Annotated in this window: 20 protein-coding genes; 8 read left to right on the forward strand and 12 right to left on the reverse strand. The window is 63.4% G+C overall.

Translation table 11 applies throughout. The features are described from left to right. The first annotated feature begins 124 nt into the window (after window positions 1-124). The 3 genes from ABIC16_RS18525 (at window position 125) to ABIC16_RS18535 (ending at window position 5,987) form a co-directional block, all read left to right on the forward strand. Window positions 125-3,202: a TonB-dependent receptor gene (locus ABIC16_RS18525; RefSeq protein WP_354292191.1), complete on the forward strand. Its 3,078-nt coding sequence runs from the start codon at window positions 125-127 to the stop codon at window positions 3,200-3,202. Window positions 3,203-3,431: 229 nt separating this feature from the next. Beyond that, window positions 3,432-4,616, forward strand: coding sequence for a mannonate dehydratase (gene uxuA, locus ABIC16_RS18530; protein WP_354292192.1), 1,185 nt, complete (start codon window positions 3,432-3,434; stop codon window positions 4,614-4,616). A 45-nt stretch (window positions 4,617-4,661) separates the two neighbouring features. Beyond that, entirely contained in the window at window positions 4,662-5,987 is a 1,326-nt protein-coding gene (locus tag ABIC16_RS18535; protein ID WP_502958333.1) for an MFS transporter, read from the forward strand. A 168-nt stretch (window positions 5,988-6,155) separates the two neighbouring features. Here ABIC16_RS18535 and ABIC16_RS18540 read toward each other — a convergent pair whose 3' ends face one another. From ABIC16_RS18540 to ABIC16_RS18575, 8 genes are read right to left on the reverse strand one after another with little or no spacing between them, the layout of a single operon-like run. Then, window positions 6,156-7,832, reverse strand: coding sequence for a GMC oxidoreductase (locus ABIC16_RS18540; RefSeq protein ID WP_354292194.1), 1,677 nt, complete (start codon window positions 7,830-7,832; stop codon window positions 6,156-6,158). 23 nt (window positions 7,833-7,855) lie between these two features. Then, window positions 7,856-8,704 carry a sugar phosphate isomerase/epimerase family protein gene (locus ABIC16_RS18545; protein ID WP_277968813.1) on the reverse strand — a complete coding sequence of 283 codons (849 nt, stop codon included), beginning with the start codon at window positions 8,702-8,704 and terminating at the stop codon, window positions 7,856-7,858. Further along, a complete protein-coding gene (locus tag ABIC16_RS18550) occupies window positions 8,701-9,273 on the reverse strand; it encodes a gluconate 2-dehydrogenase subunit 3 family protein (RefSeq protein WP_277968814.1) in 573 nt (190 codons plus the stop codon). The genes ABIC16_RS18545 and ABIC16_RS18550 overlap by 4 nt, the downstream gene beginning before the upstream one ends. Window positions 9,274-9,307: 34 nt before the next feature. Further along, complete coding sequence (locus ABIC16_RS18555) at window positions 9,308-10,231, reverse strand: hydroxypyruvate isomerase family protein (RefSeq protein WP_354292195.1); 924 nt, start codon at window positions 10,229-10,231, stop codon at window positions 9,308-9,310. A 13-nt stretch (window positions 10,232-10,244) separates the two neighbouring features. Then, window positions 10,245-10,631, reverse strand: coding sequence for a c-type cytochrome (locus ABIC16_RS18560; protein WP_277968816.1), 387 nt, complete (start codon window positions 10,629-10,631; stop codon window positions 10,245-10,247). Further along, the gene (locus ABIC16_RS18565) at window positions 10,628-11,779 is read right to left on the reverse strand and encodes a Gfo/Idh/MocA family protein (protein ID WP_354292196.1); all 1,152 of its coding nucleotides are present in this window, start codon (window positions 11,777-11,779) and stop codon (window positions 10,628-10,630) included. The genes ABIC16_RS18560 and ABIC16_RS18565 overlap by 4 nt, the downstream gene beginning before the upstream one ends. Before the next feature lie 3 nt (window positions 11,780-11,782). Beyond that, window positions 11,783-12,847 (reverse strand): sugar phosphate isomerase/epimerase family protein, encoded by a 1,065-nt coding sequence (locus tag ABIC16_RS18570; protein WP_354292197.1) that lies wholly within the window; start codon window positions 12,845-12,847, stop codon window positions 11,783-11,785. Beyond that, on the reverse strand, window positions 12,844-14,100 hold the full coding sequence (locus ABIC16_RS18575; RefSeq protein ID WP_354292198.1) for an MFS transporter: 1,257 nt from the start codon (window positions 14,098-14,100) through the stop codon (window positions 12,844-12,846). The genes ABIC16_RS18570 and ABIC16_RS18575 overlap by 4 nt, the downstream gene beginning before the upstream one ends. Before the next feature lie 118 nt (window positions 14,101-14,218). Between ABIC16_RS18575 and ABIC16_RS18580 the strand changes: the two genes are divergently transcribed. Both ABIC16_RS18580 and ABIC16_RS18585 read left to right on the forward strand, forming a co-directional pair. After that, window positions 14,219-15,220: a LacI family DNA-binding transcriptional regulator gene (locus tag ABIC16_RS18580; RefSeq protein WP_277968820.1), complete on the forward strand. Its 1,002-nt coding sequence runs from the start codon at window positions 14,219-14,221 to the stop codon at window positions 15,218-15,220. Between the two features lie 225 nt (window positions 15,221-15,445). Then, window positions 15,446-16,207 carry a 3-keto-disaccharide hydrolase gene (locus ABIC16_RS18585; protein WP_354292199.1) on the forward strand — a complete coding sequence of 254 codons (762 nt, stop codon included), beginning with the start codon at window positions 15,446-15,448 and terminating at the stop codon, window positions 16,205-16,207. 58 nt (window positions 16,208-16,265) lie between these two features. Here the strand turns inward: ABIC16_RS18585 and ABIC16_RS18590 are convergent, their stop codons facing one another. Beyond that, complete coding sequence (locus ABIC16_RS18590) at window positions 16,266-17,894, reverse strand: alpha-L-fucosidase (protein ID WP_354292200.1); 1,629 nt, start codon at window positions 17,892-17,894, stop codon at window positions 16,266-16,268. 199 nt (window positions 17,895-18,093) lie between these two features. On the opposite strand from ABIC16_RS18590, the gene ABIC16_RS18595 reads away from it, so the two are divergent. From ABIC16_RS18595 to ABIC16_RS18605, 3 genes are read left to right on the forward strand one after another with little or no spacing between them, the layout of a single operon-like run. Then, on the forward strand, window positions 18,094-19,023 hold the full coding sequence (locus tag ABIC16_RS18595) for a phosphatase PAP2 family protein (RefSeq protein ID WP_354292201.1): 930 nt from the start codon (window positions 18,094-18,096) through the stop codon (window positions 19,021-19,023). Window positions 19,024-19,076: 53 nt separating this feature from the next. After that, entirely contained in the window at window positions 19,077-19,544 is a 468-nt protein-coding gene (locus ABIC16_RS18600; RefSeq protein ID WP_354292202.1) for a sterol desaturase family protein, read from the forward strand. Further along, window positions 19,541-20,335: a fatty acid desaturase gene (locus tag ABIC16_RS18605; protein ID WP_354292203.1), complete on the forward strand. Its 795-nt coding sequence runs from the start codon at window positions 19,541-19,543 to the stop codon at window positions 20,333-20,335. Before ABIC16_RS18600 ends, ABIC16_RS18605 begins: the two co-directional genes overlap by 4 nt. On the opposite strand, the gene ABIC16_RS18610 is transcribed toward ABIC16_RS18605, so the two are convergent. From ABIC16_RS18610 to ABIC16_RS18620, 3 genes are all read right to left on the reverse strand, one after another. Then, entirely contained in the window at window positions 20,290-21,528 is a 1,239-nt protein-coding gene (locus tag ABIC16_RS18610; RefSeq protein WP_354292204.1) for a glycosyltransferase, read from the reverse strand. The two genes, ABIC16_RS18605 and ABIC16_RS18610, sit on opposite strands and share 46 nt — an antisense overlap. 261 nt (window positions 21,529-21,789) lie before the next feature. Next, complete coding sequence (locus ABIC16_RS18615) at window positions 21,790-22,116, reverse strand: YnfA family protein (RefSeq protein ID WP_354292205.1); 327 nt, start codon at window positions 22,114-22,116, stop codon at window positions 21,790-21,792. Window positions 22,117-22,324: 208 nt separating this feature from the next. Further along, window positions 22,325-22,564: a hypothetical protein gene (locus ABIC16_RS18620; RefSeq protein ID WP_354292206.1), complete on the reverse strand. Its 240-nt coding sequence runs from the start codon at window positions 22,562-22,564 to the stop codon at window positions 22,325-22,327. Window positions 22,565-22,951 lie beyond the last annotated feature (387 nt).

The following is a 22,951-nucleotide window of genomic DNA, read 5'->3' on the forward strand; positions in this document are numbered from 1 at the left end:
TAACGGCATTGTCATACGCGAATGGCAATGATACCTACCCTTTCAGCCAACCGATCAAACCAGGTGGCAGGTCAGGGCTTGGGCAACGGATACCCCGTAGGCCCGAGCAAAAAGGGAGAGGGATATGCGCTGCACAAGCTTCGATAAGCCGCGTCTGCTTATCACGACGAGCGTCATCGGCCTGCTGATGGCGACGCCCGCCTTCGGGCAGCAAGCCGTCAACCCCGTCCCCGCCCCGCCCAGTGACCAGACCATCGACCAGGATCGCAGGGATCCCTCCCAGGCCGCGCCCGGCACCACTGTCGATTCTCCCGCGAACGACGATATTGTCGTCACCGGCTTCCGCGCCTCGCTCAATAACGCGCTCAACCTCAAGCGTCGCGAAACCGCCGCGGTCGACAGCATCGTCGCCGAGGACATCGGCAAGTTCCCCGATTCCAATCTCGCCGAGTCGATGCAGCGCATCCCCGGCGTCGCCCTGTCACGCGGCGATGGCGGCGAGGGTCGCAACATCTCGGTGCGCGGGCTCGGCGCACAATTCACCCGCGTCCGCATCAACGGCATGGAAGGCGTGTCGCAGGTCAGCGGCAGCGACATCCGCGGCGGCGTGAGCACCGGGCGATCGTTTGATTTCGTCACCTTCCCGACCGAGATCTTCTCTGCGCTGTCGGTGCGCAAGACGACCTCGGCGGATGTCGAGGAAGGCTCGCTCGGCGCGACCGTCGACCTGCGCGCGCCCAAGCCGTTCGACCAGAAGAAGGATTTTGTCCTCTCCGCCACCGCGCGCGGGATCTACAACGACATCAGCAAGACGGCGGATCCGCGCCTGTCGGCGTTGGTCTCGAAGAAGTTCTTCGGGGGTACGTTCGGCGTGCTCGGCAGCGTTGCCTATTCCAAGCGGCACATCGACGAATACGCCTATTCCGCGGCGGACGTCCTGCCCTCCTACGTCGCGGGCCTCGCGCAGACCGTGCCGACCGCACCGGGCGCGACCACCACCAGCAGCGTGTTGTTCCCCTACTGCACACCCGTTGGCTACACCTACAATGGCGCGGCGGTGAACAGCCCGGGGCCGAATTACGCGAACAGCGGCAACAACGTCGGCGCGAACGCGGCCAATTGCAGCACCGGCAACCCACGGACCAGCACCAAGCAAGCCTATGATTACATCATGAGCCGCAAGGGCGTGTCGGGTCGCCCCGGCGGCGGCGTGTTCCTGCCGCGCCTCCCGCGCCCGGCGAAATCGAGCCAGGTGCAGGAACGCATCGCCGGCTCGCTGACGCTGCAATGGAAGCCGGACGACCGCACGGACATCTCGCTCGACGGCTTGTATGCGCGGTTCAAGGTCGACCGCCTCGACACCTATCTCGACGCGCGCTCGATGGGCCGCACCGCCTCGAACAACGGGCAACCGATGATGTCGGTCCGCGAGATCGAGGTCGATGATCTCGGCTCGCTGGTGCACGGCGTGTGGGACGGCGTCGATCTGCGCTCGGAAATGCAGAACGAGAAGTTCACCTCGACCTTCCGACAGGCCAATTTCAACGTGGACCATCGCTTCACTGATACGTTCCGCGTCTATGGCCTTGCGGGCATTTCGGATTCGGTCCTGCAATCCAACCGCCTTCAGGTCGCGATGGATGCGAACGACACCGACAATTTCTCGATCGATTTCCGCGACAGCCCCAATATTCCCAAGCTCGGCTACGGCGTCGATCTGACCGACCCGTCGATCTACGCTTATGGCCCGCCGCTTGCCGACGGCAACCAGCGCGGGCAGATCTCCTATTTCGATCGCCGCAACACCATCGTCAGCAAGACCTTCGAGCTCAACACCGAGTGGGAAGCGACCCCCGGTTTCACGCTGCAGACGGGCGGGCAATATCGCACCGGGGACTATACCCAGCGCCAGCTCAACCAGACGCCGGCGTTCAGCCTGCCGCGCGCACTGCCCGCCAACGTCGCGCTGCGCGACTTGACCTTCACCACCACCGGGATCGCCAACAACCTCGGCGGCAAGATGCAGGATTTCGCGGTGATCGACCCCGACAAATTCAAGGCAGCGGTCAATTTTGGCAGCTTCCCGCTGTGTGGAATCGAATGCGGCAGCCTGTATGGCAAGGTCAACGAACGCTACGCCTCGGGATATCTGATGGTGAAGTTCAACACCGAGGACCGGCTGCCGATCGGGATCCGCGGCGACGTCGGCGTCCGCTACATCTCCACCAACCTACATACCGAAGGCGTCATTCCGACCGCGGCACCGGCAGGGTCGGTCTATCCCACGATCGGCGTGATCTCGCGCGTCGACCGCGATTATGACGACTGGCTGCCCTCGGCGAACGTCGCGTTCGACATCACCTCCAACCTGATCGGGCGTCTCTCGGCCGCGCGCGTGATGTCGCGTCCGTCCTACGGTCAGTTGATCCCGGCCGGCAGCGTCAACGTCGCGATCCGCACCGGATCGTTCAGCAACCCGTTCCTCGACCCGATCCGCGCCAACACGTTCGACGCCGCGCTCGAATGGTATTTCGCGCCGGGATCGCTGATCTCGGTCGCGTATTTTCACAAGAACATCGAAACCTACATCCAGAACACCACGCAATTGCTGCCGTTCCGCGACCTGGGGTTGCCGGATTCGTTGCTGGTCAACAGCAATGCGACGCCGGACGAACTGTTCAACGTCTCGCGCAGCACCAATACGCCGGGCGGGCCGCTCCGCGGGTTCGAAGCGAACGTCCAGCTGCCGCTGCGCTTCCTGCCGGGGCCGCTGCGCAACCTCGGGGTGCTCGCCAACTTCACGCGAGTGCGGTCGAACATCAATTACATCCTGCAGAGCGTCAACGGCGTCGCGACCTTGACGCGCACCGCGCCGCTGGTCGGCCTGTCGCCCGAAACCGCGAGCGGCACGGTGTATTACGAGGACAAGAAGTTCAGCATCCGCTCGACCATCAACTACCGCTCGGGCTATCTCACCAGCATCCCGGGCCCGCAGGACAGCGACGCGGTCGGCTCCCCGAAGACGATCTTCGTCGACGCTTCGGCGTCGTACAACCTCAACGACCATATCAAGCTGATCGCCGAGGTGTCGAACATCACCAACGAACAGAACAATCTGTACACCGACAGCACGCGGCAGGACCCGCTGTACACGTCGACGTTCGGGCGCACCTACGCCCTGGCGGTCAACTTCCAGTTCTGACCGGTAACCATGGGTTGCGGATCGCCTCGGCGGCCGCAACCCGTTCTTCTCAATACCGTTTCCCGAACCGCGCGGATTACGCGGGAATACCCTTGGCGGCCCATCGATCTAGATGGCCTTACCAATTCATTGCTTCTGGCCTATCAAATTGTCTGCTGCTAACAAACCGCGGATCCGCTATGGACGCGTCGTCCCAAGCCATTGCGGAGGGAGACTATTGACGGTGTTGATGACTGAAACGATGCGCTGGTTCGGACCGTCCGATCCCGTAACCCTGCGCGACATTCGACAGGCGGGTGCGACCGGAATCGTGACCGCGCTGCACGAAATTCCCAACGGCGATGTCTGGCCGCGCGACGTCATCATGGCGCGCAAGCAGATGATCGAGGCCGCTGGCATGGTCTGGTCGGTCGTCGAAAGCCTTCCCGTCCATGACGCGCTGAAGACCCGTGGGCAGGATTGGGACGGGCTGATCGACCGATACCGTCAAAGCCTGGTCAACCTCGCAGAGTGCGGCATCCACGTCGTCACCTATAATTTCATGCCGTTGCTCGACTGGACCCGGACCGACCTGGCCTGGGCGATGCCCGACGGTGCGCTCGCGTTGCGGTTCGAGCTAGAGGCGGCCGCGGTGTTCGACCTGCACATCCTGCGCCGGCCCGGTGCCGAAAACGACTATACCCCGGCAGTACGCGACCGCGCCGCACGTCGGTTCGAGGGAATGTCCGACGCCGAACGTCGTCTGCTGGACCGCACGATCATTGCGGGTCTGCCCGGTAGCGAGGAAACCTTCACCACCGAGCGATTCCTCGAAGCGCTCGGCCAATATGACGGGGTGGACGCGGACGCGCTGCGCGCCAATCATGTCGCCTTTCTGGAAGCAGTCTGCCCGCTCGCGGACGAGCTCGGGATCCGGCTGGTCGTCCATCCCGACGATCCCCCCTTCGCCCTGTTCGGCCTCCCCCGCGTCGTCAGCACCGAAGCCGACCTCGTCCGCCTGTTCGAGCGCGTCCCCAATCGTTCCAACGGACTGTGCTTCTGCGCGGGGTCGCTCGGCGTGCGCGCCGACAACGATCTTCCCGGGATGATCGCTCGCCTGGGGGACCGGATCGGCTTCCTGCATTTGCGCTCGGTCCAGCGCGAGCCCGATGATGCATTCCACGAAGCGGCGCATCTCGCCGGGAGCGCGGGCATGATTGATCTCGTCGCGGCGGTCCATGCGCTGCAAACACGCGAAGGACGGTCGATCCCGATGCGGCCGGACCACGGCCACCAGATGCTCGATGATCTGTCCAAGCAGACGTTGCCGGGCTACTCCCTGCTCGGCCGTATGCGCGGGCTGGCGGAGCTGCGCGGGCTGGAACGCGGCATCGCCTATGCCACGGAACGCGCGCGCGACCGGAGTGCCGCCTGACCGAACCGAACCACACCAACGCCGAATTTTTGATACCCCATAAAAATGACCGCAGGGAGAGCGCGCGTGGACGGATCAACAGGAGCTGTAGGTTCGGCCCCGGACATCGCGCCACCGCTGCGCGCGGGCGGCAACGTGCGCTGGGTCATTTGCGCGCTGCTCTTCTTCGCAACGACGATCAACTATATCGATCGGCAGGTCATCGGCATCCTCAAGCCGACGTTGCAGGGTGAACTCGGCTGGTCCGAGGTCGATTACGGCACGATCGTCTTCTGGTTCCAGGCGGCGTATGCGATCGGCCTGTTGCTGTGCGGTCCGGTGATCGACCGCATCGGGTCCAAACTCGGCTATGCCGCTGCGATTACCGTCTGGAGTCTGGCGGCCCTCGCGCATGCGCTGGTGCGCAGTCCTGGTGGGTTCGCGACGATGCGGTTCGCGCTCGGGCTCGGCGAGTCGGCGAATTTTCCCGCCGCGATCAAGTCGGTCGCCGAATGGTTTCCCAAGAAAGAGCGCGCCCTTGCCGCCGGCATCCTCAACGCAGGCGCCAATGTGGGCGCGATCGCGACGCCGATCATCGTTCCCATCATCGCGCTCACCTACGGGTGGCAGGCGGCGTTCATCGGGACGGGGCTGCTCGGTTTCATCTGGCTGGCGGCATGGCTCGCCTTCTACCGCGCGCCAGAACACCATCCACGCCTGAGCCAACAGGAACTCGCCTATATCACCAGCGATCAGGACAATGACGCTGGTGCTGCCCGCATTCCGTGGCGCGACCTGTTCCGGCGGCGCGCGACCTGGTCGTTCGTCTGCGCGAAGTTCCTGACCGATCCGGTATGGTATCTCTTCCTGTTCTGGCTCCCCGACTTCTTCGCCAAACGCCACGGACTCGACCTCAAGACCTTCGGACCGCCATTAATCGCGGTGTATCTGCTCGCCGACGTCGGCAGTATCGGCGGCGGATGGCTGTCATCCGCGCTCATTAAGCGCGGTTTCAGCGTCAATGCGGGGCGAAAAATCGCCCTGCTGGTCTGCGCGCTGGGCGTTCTCCCGATCATGTTCGCGAGCACCGTTTCCAGTCTCGTCGCAGCGGTGGCGATCATCGGCCTCGCCGCGGCGGCGCATCAGGGCTGGTCGTCCAACCTCTACACCATGGTCTCCGACACGTTTCCCAAGAGTTCGGTCGCGTCGGTGATGGGGATCGGCGGCGCTGCGGGCGCGGTCGGGGGGATGATCATGGCGCGCTATGTCGGCCATGTGCTGGAGACCGTCGGCAGCTACGCGCCCGTGTTCGTCTGGGCTGGTACCGCCTATCTGCTCGCGCTGGCGATCGTCCACGTGCTGGTTCCACGGCTGGATCCGAAAGCAGTCTGATTTCGGCCGGGGGTGCACGGCGGGAGCAGGCGTCAGGTCGCGAGTTCTAGCGCCTGCAGCACAGTAACCGTGGTCATACGTGCGCTGCGATCCACTCGATAAAAAACCACCCTGACCCACCGGCGAACCGGAGGTCAGGGTGGCATGGCAGTTTACGAGGCCGAACCTTTACGCCTTGCGGAGGTGCTCCACCGCATGCGACGCGGCGCGTGCCGTCAGCGCCATGAAGGTCAGCGAGGGATTTACGCACGAAATCGACGCCATCTGCGCACCATCGGTGACATACAGGTTCGACGCTTCGTGCGCCTGATTCCACTTGTTGAGCACCGACTTGCGCGGGTCGAGCCCCATGCGTGCACCGCCCATTTCGTGGATCGCATCGCCGGGGACATGTTCGCGTTCGCTGCTGGTGACGTTGAGCAGCCCCGCGCCCTTCAGCATCGCCTCGCCCTGTACCCGTGCGTCCGCCATCATCTTGAGTTCGTTGTCGCGGAAGCGGACGTCGAACTTCATCAGCGGAACGCCGAAGCGATCGACCTTGTCCGGGTGGAGCGTCACCTTGTTGTCGGCATAAGGCAGGCATTCGCCGAACGCGCCCATGTTGAACTTCCACGGGCCATATTTGCGCATGCCGTGCTTCATCTCGGCGCCGAAACCGACCGGGGACGCCGCCTCACGCCCCGCTCCGCCCTGATAGCCATACCCCCGCAGGAAGCCTGCCCCGTCATTCTTGTCGATGTTGCGGAACCGCGGGATATAGACCGCGCCCGGACGACGGCCATATTCGATCATGTCCTCCATGCCCGGAATTTCTCCCGAAATCCCAACGCGGAAGATGTGGTCCATCACATATTTGCCAAGCGTGCCGCTGGTGTCGAAATAGCTGCGATCACCACCCGGAATGCGCGAGTTCATCAGGATCTGGTTGGTCCCCATGGTCGATGCGCACAGGAACACGAGATCGGCCGAGACCAGTTCGGAAAGTCCGGTCTTGGCATCGGTGAAGTGCACGCCCGTGACGCGCTTGCGCTTCGCGTCATAGGCCAGCTTCGTCACCACCGCGTCCGACCGCAACGTCAGCCGCCCGGTCGCACGGGCGGCAGGGAGCGTCACCGCCTGAGTGGAGAAATACGCACCGAACGAACAGCCATTGCCGCACTGGTTGCGGAACTGGCATTTGGTGCGATTCTGGTCGGGCTTGTCTTCGGTCATGTTGGACAGCCGCGTATTGATCAGCTTGCGCCCCGGGAACTGCGTCTCGAGCCGCTGCTTGACCCACTTTTCCGCGATATTCATCGGGATCGGCGGCTGGAACTCGCTGTCGGGCAGATACGGCAGGTTCTCGCGCGAACCCGAAACGCCGATGTATTTCTCGACATAGCTGTACCATGGCGCGACATCGTCATACCCGATCGGCCATTCGCCATCGATCCCGTCGCGCTTGTTCGCCTCGAAATCGGCCGGGCTCCAGCGGAACACCCAGCGCCCCCAGATCAGCGACTTCCCGCCAACCGCGGCAGGGCGGATCCAGTAGAACTTCTCGCCCTCGTCGAAGGCGTAGGGGTTCAGCCGGTCGTCATTGTAGAACTTCTGGTTGCTGGGCGACACATACCCGTGTTTCGCAATGAAATAGTCGCTGTCTTCCAGAGGTTTAGGCATACGATTGCGCGCAGGCACCTCATAAGCCGGCTTGCCGTCGTATGTGTAACCTTCGCCATGTTCGACCATGATGCCCCGGTCGAGCATAAGGACGCGCAGGCCCTTCTCCGTGAGTTCCTTGGCGGCGAACCCGCCGCTGACGCCCGATCCGATAACGATCGCGTCAAACCTGTTGGTGGATGCCATGATGGTATTTCCCGCTAGACTGATCAGTACCGCAAGGCGCGCAGCGTCTCGAAGCTGGTGGTGACGTCGGGCAGATATGGCGCAGGCGCCTCATCGTTCTCGACATAGAAATGGCGGACGCCCGCGCTGCCCTTGCGGCGGAACAGCGCCGCAAAGTCGGTCTTGCCGGCGCCGACTGCGCACATGCTGCGGTCCGCGCGCATGTCCTTGACGTGATAGGCATACAGCCGCGCACCGAGCCGATCGATCAACGCGCCCACGTCCTCGCCCGCATGCGCAGCCCAGTAGAGATCGAGCTCGATCTTGACGAGCGACGGGTTGGTTTCGCGCAGCAACCGGTCGTACAGGCTGACCCCGCCCGGCTTGGTCGTGAACTCGAAATCGTGATTGTGATAGGCGAAGCCGATCCCAGCCTTACGCAGTTCGGTCGCGAACCGGGTGAAGTTGGGCAGCGCCGCGTTCCAGCCCGCCTCGGTGCGGTGCTGATCGGTCATGTACGGCAGCACCACCGTGCTGACGCCGAGCGTCTTCGCCATCGCAAGCGACGCATCGAATTTGCCGAGCAGGGCATCGTAACTGATGTGCGCCGACGGTGCGCGCAGGCCCAACCGGTCCATCGTCTTGCGCAGCATCGCGTGGTCCATGGCGTCATACCCGCCGCCGCCAAACTCCATCTCGCGATAGCCGATCTTCGCAAGCGCTTCGAGCGTGCCGACCGGGTCCTTCTGGAAAATCTCGCGCACGGTATAGAGCTGCAACCCGATCGCGCCGATCCGACGGGTCGCCGCCGCGCGGGCAACGGTGGTTCCGGCCAGCCCAAGGGCGACGGCGCCACCGGCACCAGCGAGCAAGTGTCTGCGATCGAGGATCATGCCGTGTACACCTTGTTGACCTTGGAATAGGGGAAGGCGCCGTTATATTCGCCCGGCACCGGCAGATATTCGCGCTCCTGCGTCATGCCGATTTCCGACGTATAATAGCCGGTGAGAACGAGCTGCCGGAACGCCAGGAAGAAGGGGCTGCCGCCGGGAAGCTGATCGTTCATCGCCAGCGTCAGCAAAGCATCCTGTTGAGCGGAAGTCGCCTTCGATACGGGGACCTTATAATCCTGCATGCTGCGCGCCTCGATCAGCGCGAGCCCGGCGAGGAGCGGTTCTCGCTCGGCGGGATAGGACCAGTCGGCGAGCAGTTTCTCGATATAAGCGGGCACGCCTGCGGCGATCGCACCGGGGGTATCGGTCGTCGGCAGGACGCGTTCCGACAATACCGTCACCGCTTCGCGCTGCGCTGGCGTGAACACCGCGACGGTCGGCGGACCATCGCTGATCTTAGGAACGACGGCGACTGGACCGGCAGGCCCCGCCGCACGGGCGATCGGCGCAAACACCGCCGTACCGAACATCGCTGCAACGCTCGCAAGCGCGCTTCTGCGATCGATCATCTCTTATCCTCTCCTGTATAAGCGGCAGCGCGGATCATGCCGTGCCGTCCGCTGCGTCGATCATTCGATAGGCGGCAACCAACCGGTCTTCGCCCGCCCGTCCAGCAGTCGCATTGCCATGCTCCATGCCGATCACGCCGGAATAGCGCTTGGCCTTGAGATGGCGGACGATCGGGCCATAGTTGATTTCGCCGGTGCCGGGCTCGTTGCGGCCCGGATTGTCGCCGAACTGGATATAGCCGATCTCGTCCCAGCACGTATCCAGCGTCGGGATCAAATTCCCCGACTGAATCTGCTCATGGTAGAGATCCGCCAGCACTTTGACGGCCAGGCTGTTGACGCCGCGCGCGACCGCATAGCCCTGTGAGATCGACTGCATGTACACGCCCGGATGATTGGTCCGCGTGTTGAGCGGCTCCATCACCATCGCAATGCCGTGCGGCGCCACGATCTCTCCCGCGCGACGCATCACGTCGATGACGCGCGCCGTCTGGATATCGACCGGCACCTTGGGGTCGAGGAAGCCGGTAACCACCGTCATCCGCGTCGCGCCCAGGCGTTTCGCCACCTCAATCGATCCGCGAATGTCGGCGAGGAACGCTTCGCGCTCCGCGCCATCGGTGCTGCCAAGGATCGGGCGCGACTTGGACCATTGCGGCATGCTCGCGACGAACACGCCCATCGTCATTCCGCGCTGGGTAAGCGTCCGTGCGAGCTGTTCCTGCTGTGCGATCGGTCGCGCGCGCGCTTCATTGTCTTCCCACGCGGTGAAGCCTTGGTCGGCGGCGTAAGCGATCTGTTCGAACAACCCGCCGCGACTGGCGAAGCTGCCTTCATGCGGGGCGAATTTCAGCCCGAACTTTGCGGTGGTGGACGTGCGACCGCGCGCCGCAGCCACACCGGACGCGACCGTAGCCACGGCACCCGCCGCGAGTAGCGTCCGGCGTGACAGCGTCATGCGGCCACCCGCATCATTTCGCGCCTTCGCTCTTCAAATACGCGATGAGCGCCGCGCGCTTGGCCGGATCGGGCGTTGCGATCGGCATTCGCGTACCGGGGACCTTCTTGCTTGGCCCAGCGAGATATTCATCCAGCGTCTTTTCGTCCCAGCGCAATTTCGAGGCTTTGAGCGCCGGCGAATAGTTGAACCCCGCGAGCGATGCCGCCGGACGACCGACCACTCCATGAAGATTGGGACCGATTCCGCTTTTCGCATCCTTCTGGACGGTGTGGCAGGCACGGCACGCATTGAACGCAGACGGCGCTGCGGAGGCGCCTTGCGCAACCGTCGGCGATGCAGGCGCGAGGACTGCCGCAACAACCGCGGCCCCCGCCAACAAACTGATTTGAAGCTTCATTCATACTCTCCGGATACGACACGAGTCCATTTCTGGTCGGACTGGGCATTGTCTATCACCGCTTCGATGAACGCCATCGTACGCAAACCGTCCGCGACACCCGGGAAAGCAGCGGTTGCGGTTTCTTCCCGGATGGCGGCGGCGAACGCGCGGTACAGGTTGGCGAACGCTTCGATATACCCTTCGGGATGACCGGCGGGCGTCCGCAGCAAGGCGGTTGTCGCGGCGTCGAGCCCTGGTCCGCCTGCGCGGACGGTCTCGGCGGGGCGATCGAGCCAGCGCAGGATGAGGGTGTTTGGCTCCATCTGAGCCCATTCCAGGCCACCGCGCTCGCCATGAATGCGCAGGCGCAGGCCGTTCTCCTCGCCAGCGGCGATCTGGCTCGCCTTGAGCAAGCCCCGCGCGCCGCCTGCGAACCGCAGCATCGCGCCGACATCGTCGTCGAGCCGCCGCCCTTCGACATGGATCGCGAGATCGGCCGAAACCGTTTCGACCTGCAGCCCGGAGACGTGCTCGGCCAACTGAAAGGCGTGGGTGCCGATATCACCGAGACATCCGCCAAGCCCGGCGCGTGCGGGATCGGTGCGCCATTCGGCCTGCTTGTTGCCGTCGGTGTCGATCGGCAAGCTGAGCCAGCCTTGCAGATACTCCACCTGCACCAGTCGGATCGCGCCCAGATCGCCGCGCGCGATGCGCAACCGCGCCTCTTCGACCAGCGGGTAGCCGCTGTAGGTGAAGGCGAGCCCGAAGTGCCGGCCACTCGCGGTCGCTGCAGAAGCGATCGCCTGTGCCTGCGCCAAGCTCATCGCCATCGGTTTTTCGCAGAAGACGTGGAAACCCGCCTCGAGGGCGGCGATCGCCATCGGCGCGTGGAGGTGGTTCGGCGTCACGATCGCAATCGCGTCGATCCGCTCCTCGGCAGGAAGCGCCCGCTCCTGCGTGATCAGCGCGTCGAACGATGGGTAGACCCGGTCTGCTGCCAGCCCCAGCCGCTCGCCGCTCCGGCGGCTACGTTCGGCATCGGTGCTGAACGCACCTGCCACCAGCCGCCAATCGCCGTCGAGCGCAGCCGCTCGCTGATGGATCGCGCCGATGAACGCGCCGTCGCCGCCGCCGACCATGCCGAGCCGAAGAGGATATCGCGTCATCGCTTAGCCTTCGCTCGCCGGCAGACCGAGGATCTTGCGAATTGCCGTCTGGTCAGCGCCACTTTTCGCGAAATCATCGAACGCATGATCGGTGAGGTGGATGATATGATCCCGGATGAAAGGAGCGCCTTCCCGCGCGCCGTCCTCCGCGCGCTTCAACGCACATTCCCATTCCAGCACAGCCCAGCCCGTATAGCCATATTGCGCTAGTTTGCTGAAAATAGACGAGAAATCAACCTGACCATCCCCCAAAGAGCGGAACCGGCCAGCACGATCGACCCAAGGTTCGTATCCGCCGTAGACGCCAGACCGGCCGGTCGGATTGAACTCCGCATCTTTGACATGGAAACACGCAATTCGGTCATGATACCGATCGATAAAGTCCAGATAATCGAGCTGTTGCAGCACGAAATGCGACGGATCGAACAGCATTCGCGCACGTGGATGGTGATCGACCGCGGTCAGGAACCGCTCCCACGACGCGCCGTCGTGAAGATCCTCGCCCGGATGGACTTCGTATGCGCAATCGACACCGGCGGCATCAAAGGTGTCAAGGATTGGTCGCCAACGCCGCGCCAGTTCGGCAAACGCCTCCTCGACCAGACCGGCCGGGCGCTGCGGCCACGGATAGACATAGGGCCAGGCGAGCGCGCCCGAGAACGTTGCATGCGCGGAGAGGCCGAGATTGGCGCTCGCGCGGGCGGCAAGCTTGAGCTGCTCGACCGCCCAGGCCTGCCGCTCGGCTGGTTTGCCGTGCACTTCAACCGGCGCGAAACCATCGAAAAGCGTGTCATAAGCGGGGTGAACCGCAACAAGCTGCCCCTGAAGATGCGTCGAAAGCTCGGTAATCGCGATCCCGTGCCCGTCGAGCATCCCGCGCAGATCGTCACAATACGCGGTGCTTTCGGCGGCCAGCGACAGATCGATCAGCCGATCGTTGCAGGGGATCTGAACCCCGACATAACCCAGCCCCGCCGCCCAGCGCGCGAGATTTTCGAGCGTATCGAACGGCGCTGCGTCGCCCAGGAACTGCGCCAGGAAAATGCCCGGCCCCTTCATCGCGGTCATACGGCCGTCCTTGCTCTTGAGTTGTCCTTGAACGTCAGCTGGAACAGCACCGCGATGCAAGCCGCTGCGATTGCGGGATACCACCACATGCTATGCCAGTCGGCGATGTCCGGCGTGGCGGGCAGTTGCGCGTACAACAACGCCCCGATCTGCGACCCCAACAGCATCCCGACCCCGTAGGTGAACAGCGTCAGCATTCCTTGCGCCTGGGCATTGACCCCCTTGGGGGTCGCGATCGTGCCCGTGTAGATCGCGCCAGCGACAAAGAAGAAGTCGTAGCAGACGCCATGCAGAGCAACGCCAAGGTAGACCGCCCACAGGCCGGAACCACCGTCACCGATCGCGAACAGGGCATACCGCAACGCCCACGCCATCATCCCGACAAGCAGCAGCGGCTTGACGCCAAACCGGCGGTACAGCCACGGCATCGAAAACATGAACGCCAGTTCGGACATCTGCCCGATGGCAAGCGTGCCACCGACATTCTCGATCCCAGCCGCGCCGACATAGGGCGAAGCGTAAGCATAATACATCGCGAGCGGGACGGAGATCAGCGTAGCGCAGACGATGAAAACGAGGAACGACCGCTGCTTGAGCAGGCTGAACGCCTCGACGCAGAGCACCTGACGCAGCACGCCTTCGTCGCGCGGCGCATCCGGCGCCACGTTGGGCAGCGTGAAACTGTAAAGACCGAGCGCGATCGATGCGACCGCCGCGATGGTGAAGATTTGCGGGCTAGCCGACAGCCCTGCCCAGCCCACGATCAACCCGGCGGCGATCCAGCCAACCGTACCAAAGGCGCGGGCGAAGGGAAACCGGTCGGTGCGCTCGCCGAAACTCTTGAGCGCGATCGTGTTGGCGAGGCCAACGGTCGGCATGTAGAGAACCATATACACGAGCAGAACCCAGACGAACGTCCCGCCCGCCTGAGGCGTGATGAGCGTCGGCAGGACGAACAGAAGCGCGCCGCCGATCAAGTGCAGGATCACCATCAGCAAACGCGGCGCGACATACCGCGCGGCCGCCATGCCGATGAGGAAGGACCCGACGATCGAAGCGATCGGCCCGACCGAAAAAGCGTTGCCGATCAACGCGCCGATCCCAACCGTCTGCATGACCAGGCCGAGCGTGACAGTCCACGCCCCCCACACAAAAAACTGCAGAAACATCAAAGCGCTGAGACGCCCTGTCAGCCACCCATCGGTAGGCGCGGCAATCGTCCGTTCAATCTGTTCCGATACGGCCATCATCATCCCCACCCGCGCAGTTTGCCTGCTTGTCGGACAAGAAGCTAACCGCGCCAAATCAGGATGTAAAGGTTTACATCGGATCGTCATCGACATGCCCTGCAACTCGATCCATGACGGAAAGATGACGACCATCATCGACGTTGCCGCAACGGCCGGGGTTTCGACCGCCACCGTTTCGCGCGTCCTCAGTCGCCCGGATCGAGTCGCCGAACCCACCCGATTGCGCGTGCTCGAGGTGATCCGCACGCTGGGCTACGCTCCCAACGTCGCAGCGCGGACGCTGCGCACGCTGCGAGCCGCGAAGATCCTCCTAACCGTACCGGATATATCAAACCCGTTCTTCGCCAGCGTCATACGGGGCGCGGAAGAAGCAGCGCGCGACGCGGGCTACGCCGTGGTCGTGGGGGATACGCGGCACGATCCCGAGATCGAAGAACAATATGCCGTGATGCTGTCGCGACGCGAAGTCGACGGATTGATTTTTCTCGGCCACCGCTTGCCCGACAGCCTCCAGCCATTGCTCGATCGCTGCGGCTACTCGGCGCCGATCGTCAACGGTTGTGAATATAGTCCCGGCATCGGCGTCCCCAGCGTCCATATCGACAATGCCGCCGCGAGCGGCGAAGCGTTCGAACATCTCGTGGCGCTCGGGCATCGTGACATCGGTATCATTACCGGACCGCCGATTAGTCCGATCAGCCGCGATCGCTTGACCGGAGCGATCGCAGCGGCGGAACGGCACGGGATTGCCGATCGACTGCGGGTCCGGATCGCCGACTATTCGGCAGGGACTGCATTCGAACAGGCGCGCATCTTGCTCGCGGAAAAGGTGTCCGCCCTGTATTGCTTCAGCGACGAAATGGCGATCGGCGCGATCAGTGCCGTCGCCGAAGCCGGCCTGTCCTGCCCTGGCGACGTATCGGTGGTCGGATTCGACGACGTTCCGCTCGCGCGGTACTTTCAGCCTGGGCTGACGACGATCGCGCAGCCCAAGGCGATGATCGGCCGCCGTGCAGTCGAGTTGCTCGTCCAGATTCTGCGGGATGCGCCGAGCCCACCACGCCAGGTGACGCTGAAGCATATGCTGGTCGTCCGGGGCAGTACTGCCCCGCCCCGCACCTAATCGCGTTTAGCCCGAGCAACACACGACTTCGACCGTGGAATTTCAGGTCGAGTGGATCGGCGGCTTGCTCCCGCGAGAATCGGGTGTCAGGTTGCGGCAACGAAACGGGGGGGAATCAGTTCGATATCGGCCGCGACGGCCTTTCGGCGCTGTTCCGCACAAACCCCGCAGATACCTGGTGCCGCAAATGTCGCGCGACACCGTCATCGGAAAGGATGGTCTAAAATGGCCGCTACGTTCAGTCTCCTCGCTATCACGCTTCTTGCGCAGGCCGCGCCCGCGCAACGTCCCGAGGATACCGAGGTCTGGCAACCCGAACCCCCGGTCGTGGTGGTCGCGCCAACGCCGTCCGTGCCCGCACCCGCCGATGCGCTGGTCCTGTTCGACGGCAAGAACCTCCACCAGTGGACCAGCACAAAGGACAAAGGCGCAGCGCGCTGGACCGTCCGCGACGGCGTGCTGACGGTGCTGAAGGGCACGGGTAACATCGAGACCAAGCGCAAGTTCGGCAACTACCAGCTGCACATCGAATGGCGCGTTCCCGCCAACATCACCGGCACGGGTCAGGCCCGCGGGAACAGCGGGTTGTTCCTCGCGTCGACCGGCGATGGCGACGCGGGCTACGAACTGCAAATCATGGATAGCTACCGCAACAAGACCTACGTCAACGGTCAAGCGGGCGCGATCTACAAGCAGATCGTCCCCCTCGCCAACCCGACTCGGGCGCCGGGGGAATGGCAGAGCTATGACGTAATCTGGACCGCCCCGGTTTTTGCCGCCGATGGTTCGGTGACCAGCCCGGCCTATGCAACCGTGTTGTTCAACGGCGTGCTGGTGCAGAACCACGTCGCGCTCAAGGGGGAGACTCGGTACATCGGCGCTCCCATGTACAAAGCGCACGGCCCCGCCGCGATCAAGCTGCAGGACCATGGCGACCCCAGCGCGCCGATCAGCTTCCGGTCGATCTGGATCCGCGACCTGAAATGACCTTCGAGACGCGCATCGATCTTGGTCGATGCGCGTCTCTCCTTTGAGCGCCTGCCCGTCAGGCTAGCCCGTCCCCCTCAACGATCAGCGCCACGCCGATCGCATTGCGTCGGGCTTCCGGGAGCGTGACGTAAAGCGCGTCGCCGCCGCGCCGGATCTCGAGCGGCGCCGCTGCCCCCGGTAGAGTGACGCGGCGAACCGTGCCCTGTTTCGCCAGTTCCGGCAGCCTCGCCACCCCGTTCTCGGGCCAGCCGAGCACGAACGCATGGACCGCCGCGCCCTTGCGCGCATAGCGAATGTCGCTCGCGGTATAGGGGGACGTCGGCTTTCCTTCGTTGAAGTCCCCACTCGTGATCTTGGTCGGACCCTCGCCGAACACACGCCACGGTCGTGTCCCGTAGACCGCGGCGCCATAGCGCGTCATCCAGGCGGCGATCCCCTCGACCACCGCTTCTTCCTTCTCGTCGATCGTCCCGTCGCCGCGCATCGGGACGGAGAGCATCAGATTGCCGTTCTTGGAGACCACGTCGCATAGCGTGTGGATGACCTTGGCGGGGGTCTTGTACCCATCTCGATCGTACAGCTCCCGATCGTAATGCCAGTTGCCGATGCATGTGTCGGTCTGGAACGGATAGGGCTGGATATCATTGTGCACGCCGCGTTCGACATCGTCGACGATCCCGGCGCGGCGGTTGACCGGCGTGCCCTTTGCGGTCACCACCGCCTCGTTACGCCCGCCATGCCAGCGCATCGACTGGTTATAGAAATAGGCGGTGATATCGAGCCCGGCCTGCCCAAGCGGCAAGGTGAAATTGTCGAAATACACCATGTCGGGCCGGTACAGATCGATCAGTTCCTTGCAGCGCAGGAACCAGTTGCGCGTGAAGGCGGGGTTGGCGGCAGGTGCTGCTTCGGTCCAGACGCGGTCGTTCGCTTCATGCCAAGCATTCGCTGCCTTGATCGACCCCAACCCATCCGGCATCGGCATGGTACGCCCGGTGTAGAGCTGCTGTGGATCCAGCCCGTCCCACCATTTCCCTCGTCCGCCGGCCTTGGTCAGCCAGGCGGCGTCGTAGCGCTTCCCCGCAAGCGGGCCTTCGGGATCATAGCCATAGGCTGGCTGGAGCCAGTGCCAGGCGTGGGCGGAATGGTTGGACACACCGAACCGCAGCCCCCGGTCGCGCGCCAGCTTGCTCCACTGGCCAACGATGTCGCGTCGCGGGCCGATCCGCGTCGCGTTCCACGGCTGATGGTTCGATGCATAGGTATCGAAATTGTCGTGGTGGTTGGCGAGCGCCATGAAATACTGCGCCCCGGCACGTTGATACAGATCCATCAACCGCGCCGGATCCCAGCGGCTCGCGGTCCAGCGGGGATACATTTCCATAAAGCCGGTGCGCGACGGGTGACCGTAATGCGCAACATGATGGTCGTAGGCGCGCGATCCCTGCAGATACATGTCCCGCGCATACCAGTCGCCTGCCTCTGGAACGCACTGGGCGGACCAATGCGCCCAGATTCCGAACTTGGCGTCGCGAAACCAGTCCGGCGCGCGATAGTGGTCAGTCAGCGATTGCCACGCTGGACGGAACACGCCGCCGGTTGCGGCCGTCCCTGTTCCCGTCAGCAGCGATCCCATTCCTAGCCCGGCCAGCGACAGCATCGATCGGCGATCAACGATCATCATCTTCTCCAACGCGGCAGTTCGTACGACCGCTCTATGCGGGATGATATGCCAACCGTTCGCATAAGCAAGAATCGTTTTCCACCAGCGAGATAGAGGGTCGCGGCGGGCAAACCTGACGTGCATGATGCCAAGCCCCCCTTAAATAGCAGTTTGTTTACCTTGTCTTGGCACTGTCGGACCGGTTCTGCGTTCCCCGCCGATGAAAACGCCCCTTGCGCAGACCACCGACGCCGGCTCCTGGTGGTTAATCGGCGCCATGGCGCTGGTCTGCTTTGCCGTTTCGTTCAATCTCGGGTTTCATGTTCGCCCCGCGAGCATGACCCCGCTGGGGATCGGGTTGGTGCTGCTGTACGCCGGATACGCCATCGGGTCGCGGACGGGTCGAGCAAGGCTGGCGAACGGCGCGATCGCGTTTCTACAAATGACGTTGTTCACAGCCATCGGCGTCGTGCTGTCCTACGCGCTCGCGGCCCATGCAGCCCCGCTGTGGGACGATGTGTTTGCGGCGGCGGATCGGCGCCTTGGATTCGATTGGCATGCCATCTTCGCAGTGGCTGACCGATCGCCAGCCCTGTTGTGGATCGGCGGGGTCGCCTATCACAGCCTGACACTCCAGATGATCGTCTGCATCGTCGCGCTGGCCGCAACGGACCGGATCGGCACGCTGCGAACAACGGTCGCGGCGGCCATTCTCACTGGTTTCGCGACCATCCTGATCTCGGCCTTCATGCCGGCCCTCGGGAACGTGTTCGATCCCGCCGCGTATCACCTCTTATGGCCTTCGGTGGCATGGATCGAACAGGACATGCTACTCGGCTTGCGCGATGGGTCATGGCGCACGGTGGACCTGACGCAGCTTATGGGTATCGTCAGCTTTCCCAGCTATCATGCAACCTTGGCCGTGATCCTGGCCTGGGCACAGCGCGACCTGCGCGGATGGCGAGTCGCTGCAACGGTCTGGGCTGGCGTAACGATCCTCGCGACGCCATTGTTCGGCGGCCACTATGGCGTGGACGTGCTGGCCGGACTGGCGATGGCGGTGCTCGGCTTGGCGGTCGCGCCGGGCTTGGCACGGTTAAGAGCGAATGTGCAGGAAAACCCGCGCGCAACGGCTGGTCAGGCCGGGTAAACCGGCGATAGGAGACAGGCTCCGGCTTGCCGCAACGAGATTCGGAGTTTGCAATGGCGTGGTACGACAAACTGGCGATCGTGGTGGGCATGGTGCTGTTCATGGAGTGCTTCGCCTGGGCGACACACAAATATGTGATGCACGGCTGGGGTTGGGGCTGGCATCGCTCGCATCACGAACCGCATGACGGCGCGTTCGAGAAGAACGACCTGTATGCGGTGACCTTCGCGGTATTCGTGATCGCGCTGTTCGGCTTGGGCGTGCTGTGGGAACCCGTGTGGTGGGCAGCACTCGGGATCACGGTGTACGGTGGTATCTACGCGTTCGTCCACGACATGCTGGTCCATCAGCGGTTTGGCGCGCGCTGGGTCCCGCGGCGCGGCTATGCGAAGCGCTTGTTGCAGGCGCATCGGCTTCACCATGCGGTCAAGGGCAAGGACGGCAGCGTGAGTTTCGGTTTCCTGTTCGCCCCCGACCCAGCCCGCCTGAAGCGCGAACTTGCGGCCCGAACCGAGCGATGACCACCGCTTCAGCCAGTCATATCCGTGCCCGCGCGAGAACGCGCGACGCCCGCACCAGCGTGATGCTTGCGGCGGCGATCGGGATCGCGTGGCTGGCGATCCACGTGGGCGCGATCTTCTTCTGGCAATGGACTGTGGCTTCGGCGCTTCTCGCGGTCCCGGTAATCCTGATCCAGGCGTGGCTCAGCACCGGGCTGTTCATCGTCGCGCATGATTGCATGCACGGGTCGCTGATGCCGGGTCGACGAAGCGTGAATACCGCGATCGGCACGCTGTGTCTGGCAGCTTATGCGGGCCTGTCGTATCGCGCTTTATTTCCCAAGCATCACGCGCATCATGCCGCGCCTGGCACTGCCGACGATCCCGACTTCCACGCAGGCGAGCCTCGCCGTGCGGGTCCGTGGTTCTTCCGGTTCTTCCTTGGCTATTACACGCACGCACAGATCCTGCGGATTACCGTCGCGGCAATCGTGTACATGTTACTTGGCGCGTCGCTTCTCAATATTGTGGTGTTCTGGGCGATTCCGGCGCTGCTCGCGCTCGTCCAGTTGTTCCTGTTCGGCACCTACCTGCCCCACCGCCACGAAGACACACCCTTCGCCGACGCCCACAATGCGCGCGGCAACGCGCTATCGCCGTTGGTCTCGCTGGTGACCTGCTTCCATTTCGGAACCTATCACCATCAGCATCACCTGAGCCCGCACACGCCGTGGTGGAGGTTACCCAAGTTCACATCGGGCGATGCTCAGGCTGGGGCCGACAACGCCGCATCGACGCGGGCAGCGGCCTGAACGACGCCGCCTGCGGTATCGATTTGTGCAGCAAGCCCCCGCGCGGCGATACGATAGCGCGGATCCTGCATCACATCCTTTAGCGCACGTGCAAGCCGCTCCACCGTCAGCCCGCGCGGGGACAGGGTTCGTCCCGCCCCGATCCGGACCAGACGCGCAGCGGTTCCGGGCTGTTCGAACGCGATCGGGAGCGCAATGATCGGCACCCCCGCAGAGAGCGCATCGATTACCGAGTTGAACCCACCGTGCAGAACCGCCGCCGAACAGTGCCGCAACACCGCCTGCTGCGGCCAGAACGCCCGGACCAGCGGGTCCCCCGGTAACGCGGCCACCTCCGCCGCACTCAAGCCTCCGCCATGGCCGATCACCGCACGTGCGCCGATCGCCGCACACGCTTGCGCCATCGTCGAGAACAGCGCGCGCCGCCCACCCTGCAGCGTCCCGAGCGAACAGAAGACCAGCGGCCGCGCGTCGACCGGCAAATCGAGCATCTTGCTCTCTACCGTACGCCAAGGCCCGCCATAGACGACCGATTCCGAGCGCGGATAATCCAGCGACTCCGGACATTGCGCGATCGACAGCGGCGCGGACGGGGCCATGTCCTCCCCGACACCCCAAGCACGCCGGCGTTCGTCCAGGACATGCGTGATCGGGCGCAGGAGCAGGTCCGACACGAAATACCCCACCTGATTGCGGACTCGGCCCCATCGATCTGCGCGATACCGCCAACCGAGAAACGGCGGCGGGATGTTTGGCTCGCGCAGCAGCGGCAGTCCTGTGATGCTCACGACGTACGGAATGCCGAGCCTTTGGGCGATCAGCGGCCCGGCCGGCTCCGCCGAGTCAGCGATCACGGCATCTACACCGATTCGCCGCAGGACTTCCGGCGCCTGGTCGAGCAACGTCGCCGTCATCGCGGCGGTGCTGCGGATCATCCGTGTCAGGCCCAGGAATCCCGTGGGATCGGCAAGCGTGGCAAGATAGGAATCAAGCGACAATGTGGTGGAGCCGGCTGTATCGAGCCCGGCGAAACCAATTCCCGGCGTGGTTACGAACCGTGCTACCTCAGCTAAGTGAACGACCGTGACGCGGTAACCATACTCTCCAAGGGCGACACCGAGCGCCTGCAGCGGATTCAGGTGGCCGGGCGTAGGCGGCGCGATGATCGCGACATGGCGGGAAACGGCTATCACGAACCTGTGCAGTCCTGGCGAAGAGGTTACGCGGCGATCCGCCGTTGCCGCTGCCAATACGCGACAGCGTTAGCGTGGCATCGAAACAGGATAGCCCGCGCAGACGTATCGGGCTGCGGAGCGGAAGTCGATGAATGCTTTCGGCACCATACTGATCACCACTCGGTACCGTGCAAATGCAAAGGAGCGTCCATTGTCCGTCGCAACATCGACATTCGGCTGGCCGCAAACCCAAGTTGCCCTCCGTCGTCCTGGAAGGGATCAGGCGCGATGCGGTCCGAAGAATATCACGGCCGTGCCAAGAAGGCATAGCGCAGCACCGCCAAGGTCCCAGCGATCCGGTCGAACACCTTCCGCAAGCCACAACCACACCACCGCCGCAGTTACGTAAACCCCGCCATATGCCGCATAGCCACGGCCGGCAGCGGTCGAATCCACCTTGGCAAGAAGAAACGCGAACGTCGCAAGCGACAAGGTTCCGGGTACGACCCACAGCGCCGACCTGCCCAAGCGCAACCAAGCCCAAAACGCGAAACAGCCCGCGATCTCCGCAAGCGCCGCACCGATGTAGAGGATCAAAGATGACATGACTTGGCTTGTAGCCAACTCGCCCCGCACGGGAAGCGCTCCAAGTTTTACGGGACCGTTCGACGCTAACATCACCCCAAGATCGACCGCTGCGCCAGATCATGCGCAACTTGGGCACCATAGGATCTATTTCCGCGAGTCATGTCCAACGCTATCCGCCGACACCCCGACCAGTAACAAGTGACCGGGGGATGTCGACCAAGCGCGACTATGCCGCAGCCAATAGAAGCTCTGTCCACAATCCTAATTCCATCACAGGATATTGAGATAAAGGGCAAAGCGGCACGTAAAGGCTTACAAACGCGGGCATCATGGCAGCAATTTCATCACGGACGCCGAACGCTTTATCGGTGCTCGCGTTGACCACGCGTATGGTCGCAGCGCCGGCCACGGCACAATTTAGCACGCCAACGCCGGCCAAAACGTCATGGACCGAACCGGATGCCATTCCCGGCGACGCTGTGGGGGGACATCGTCGTCACTACCCGTCGCCGGGTAGAGCGCGTGCAGACGTCAGGCAGCCCCATGGCATGCTCAACTGCCCGTATCCTCACGGACCGCCTCTAGTTTTCATATATGAAAAATGGTGCGCTTACAGGAAGCGACCTTTACCTCAAGAAACGGCGGAAATGCGTAGCTTTCGAGTCCCGTTTCGCTTGATTCTGACCTTAGCTTTGTACCTACTTTTACTAACGGCTCAAGCTAGCATTTCTAGGTTTTGGGGATTTGTTCATTCCTAGTCCGGGACATTCTCCGTTTGTGTATCCGACTAGACGGCGTGAGTTCCTAGGCTCAGGGCCTAGCTCATGCAGACCGCTCAGCCTTCGCCCAGCCC

The organism is Sphingomonas sp. PvP055, assembly GCF_040546365.1.
GTDB lineage: Bacteria > Pseudomonadota > Alphaproteobacteria > Sphingomonadales > Sphingomonadaceae > Sphingomonas > Sphingomonas echinoides_A.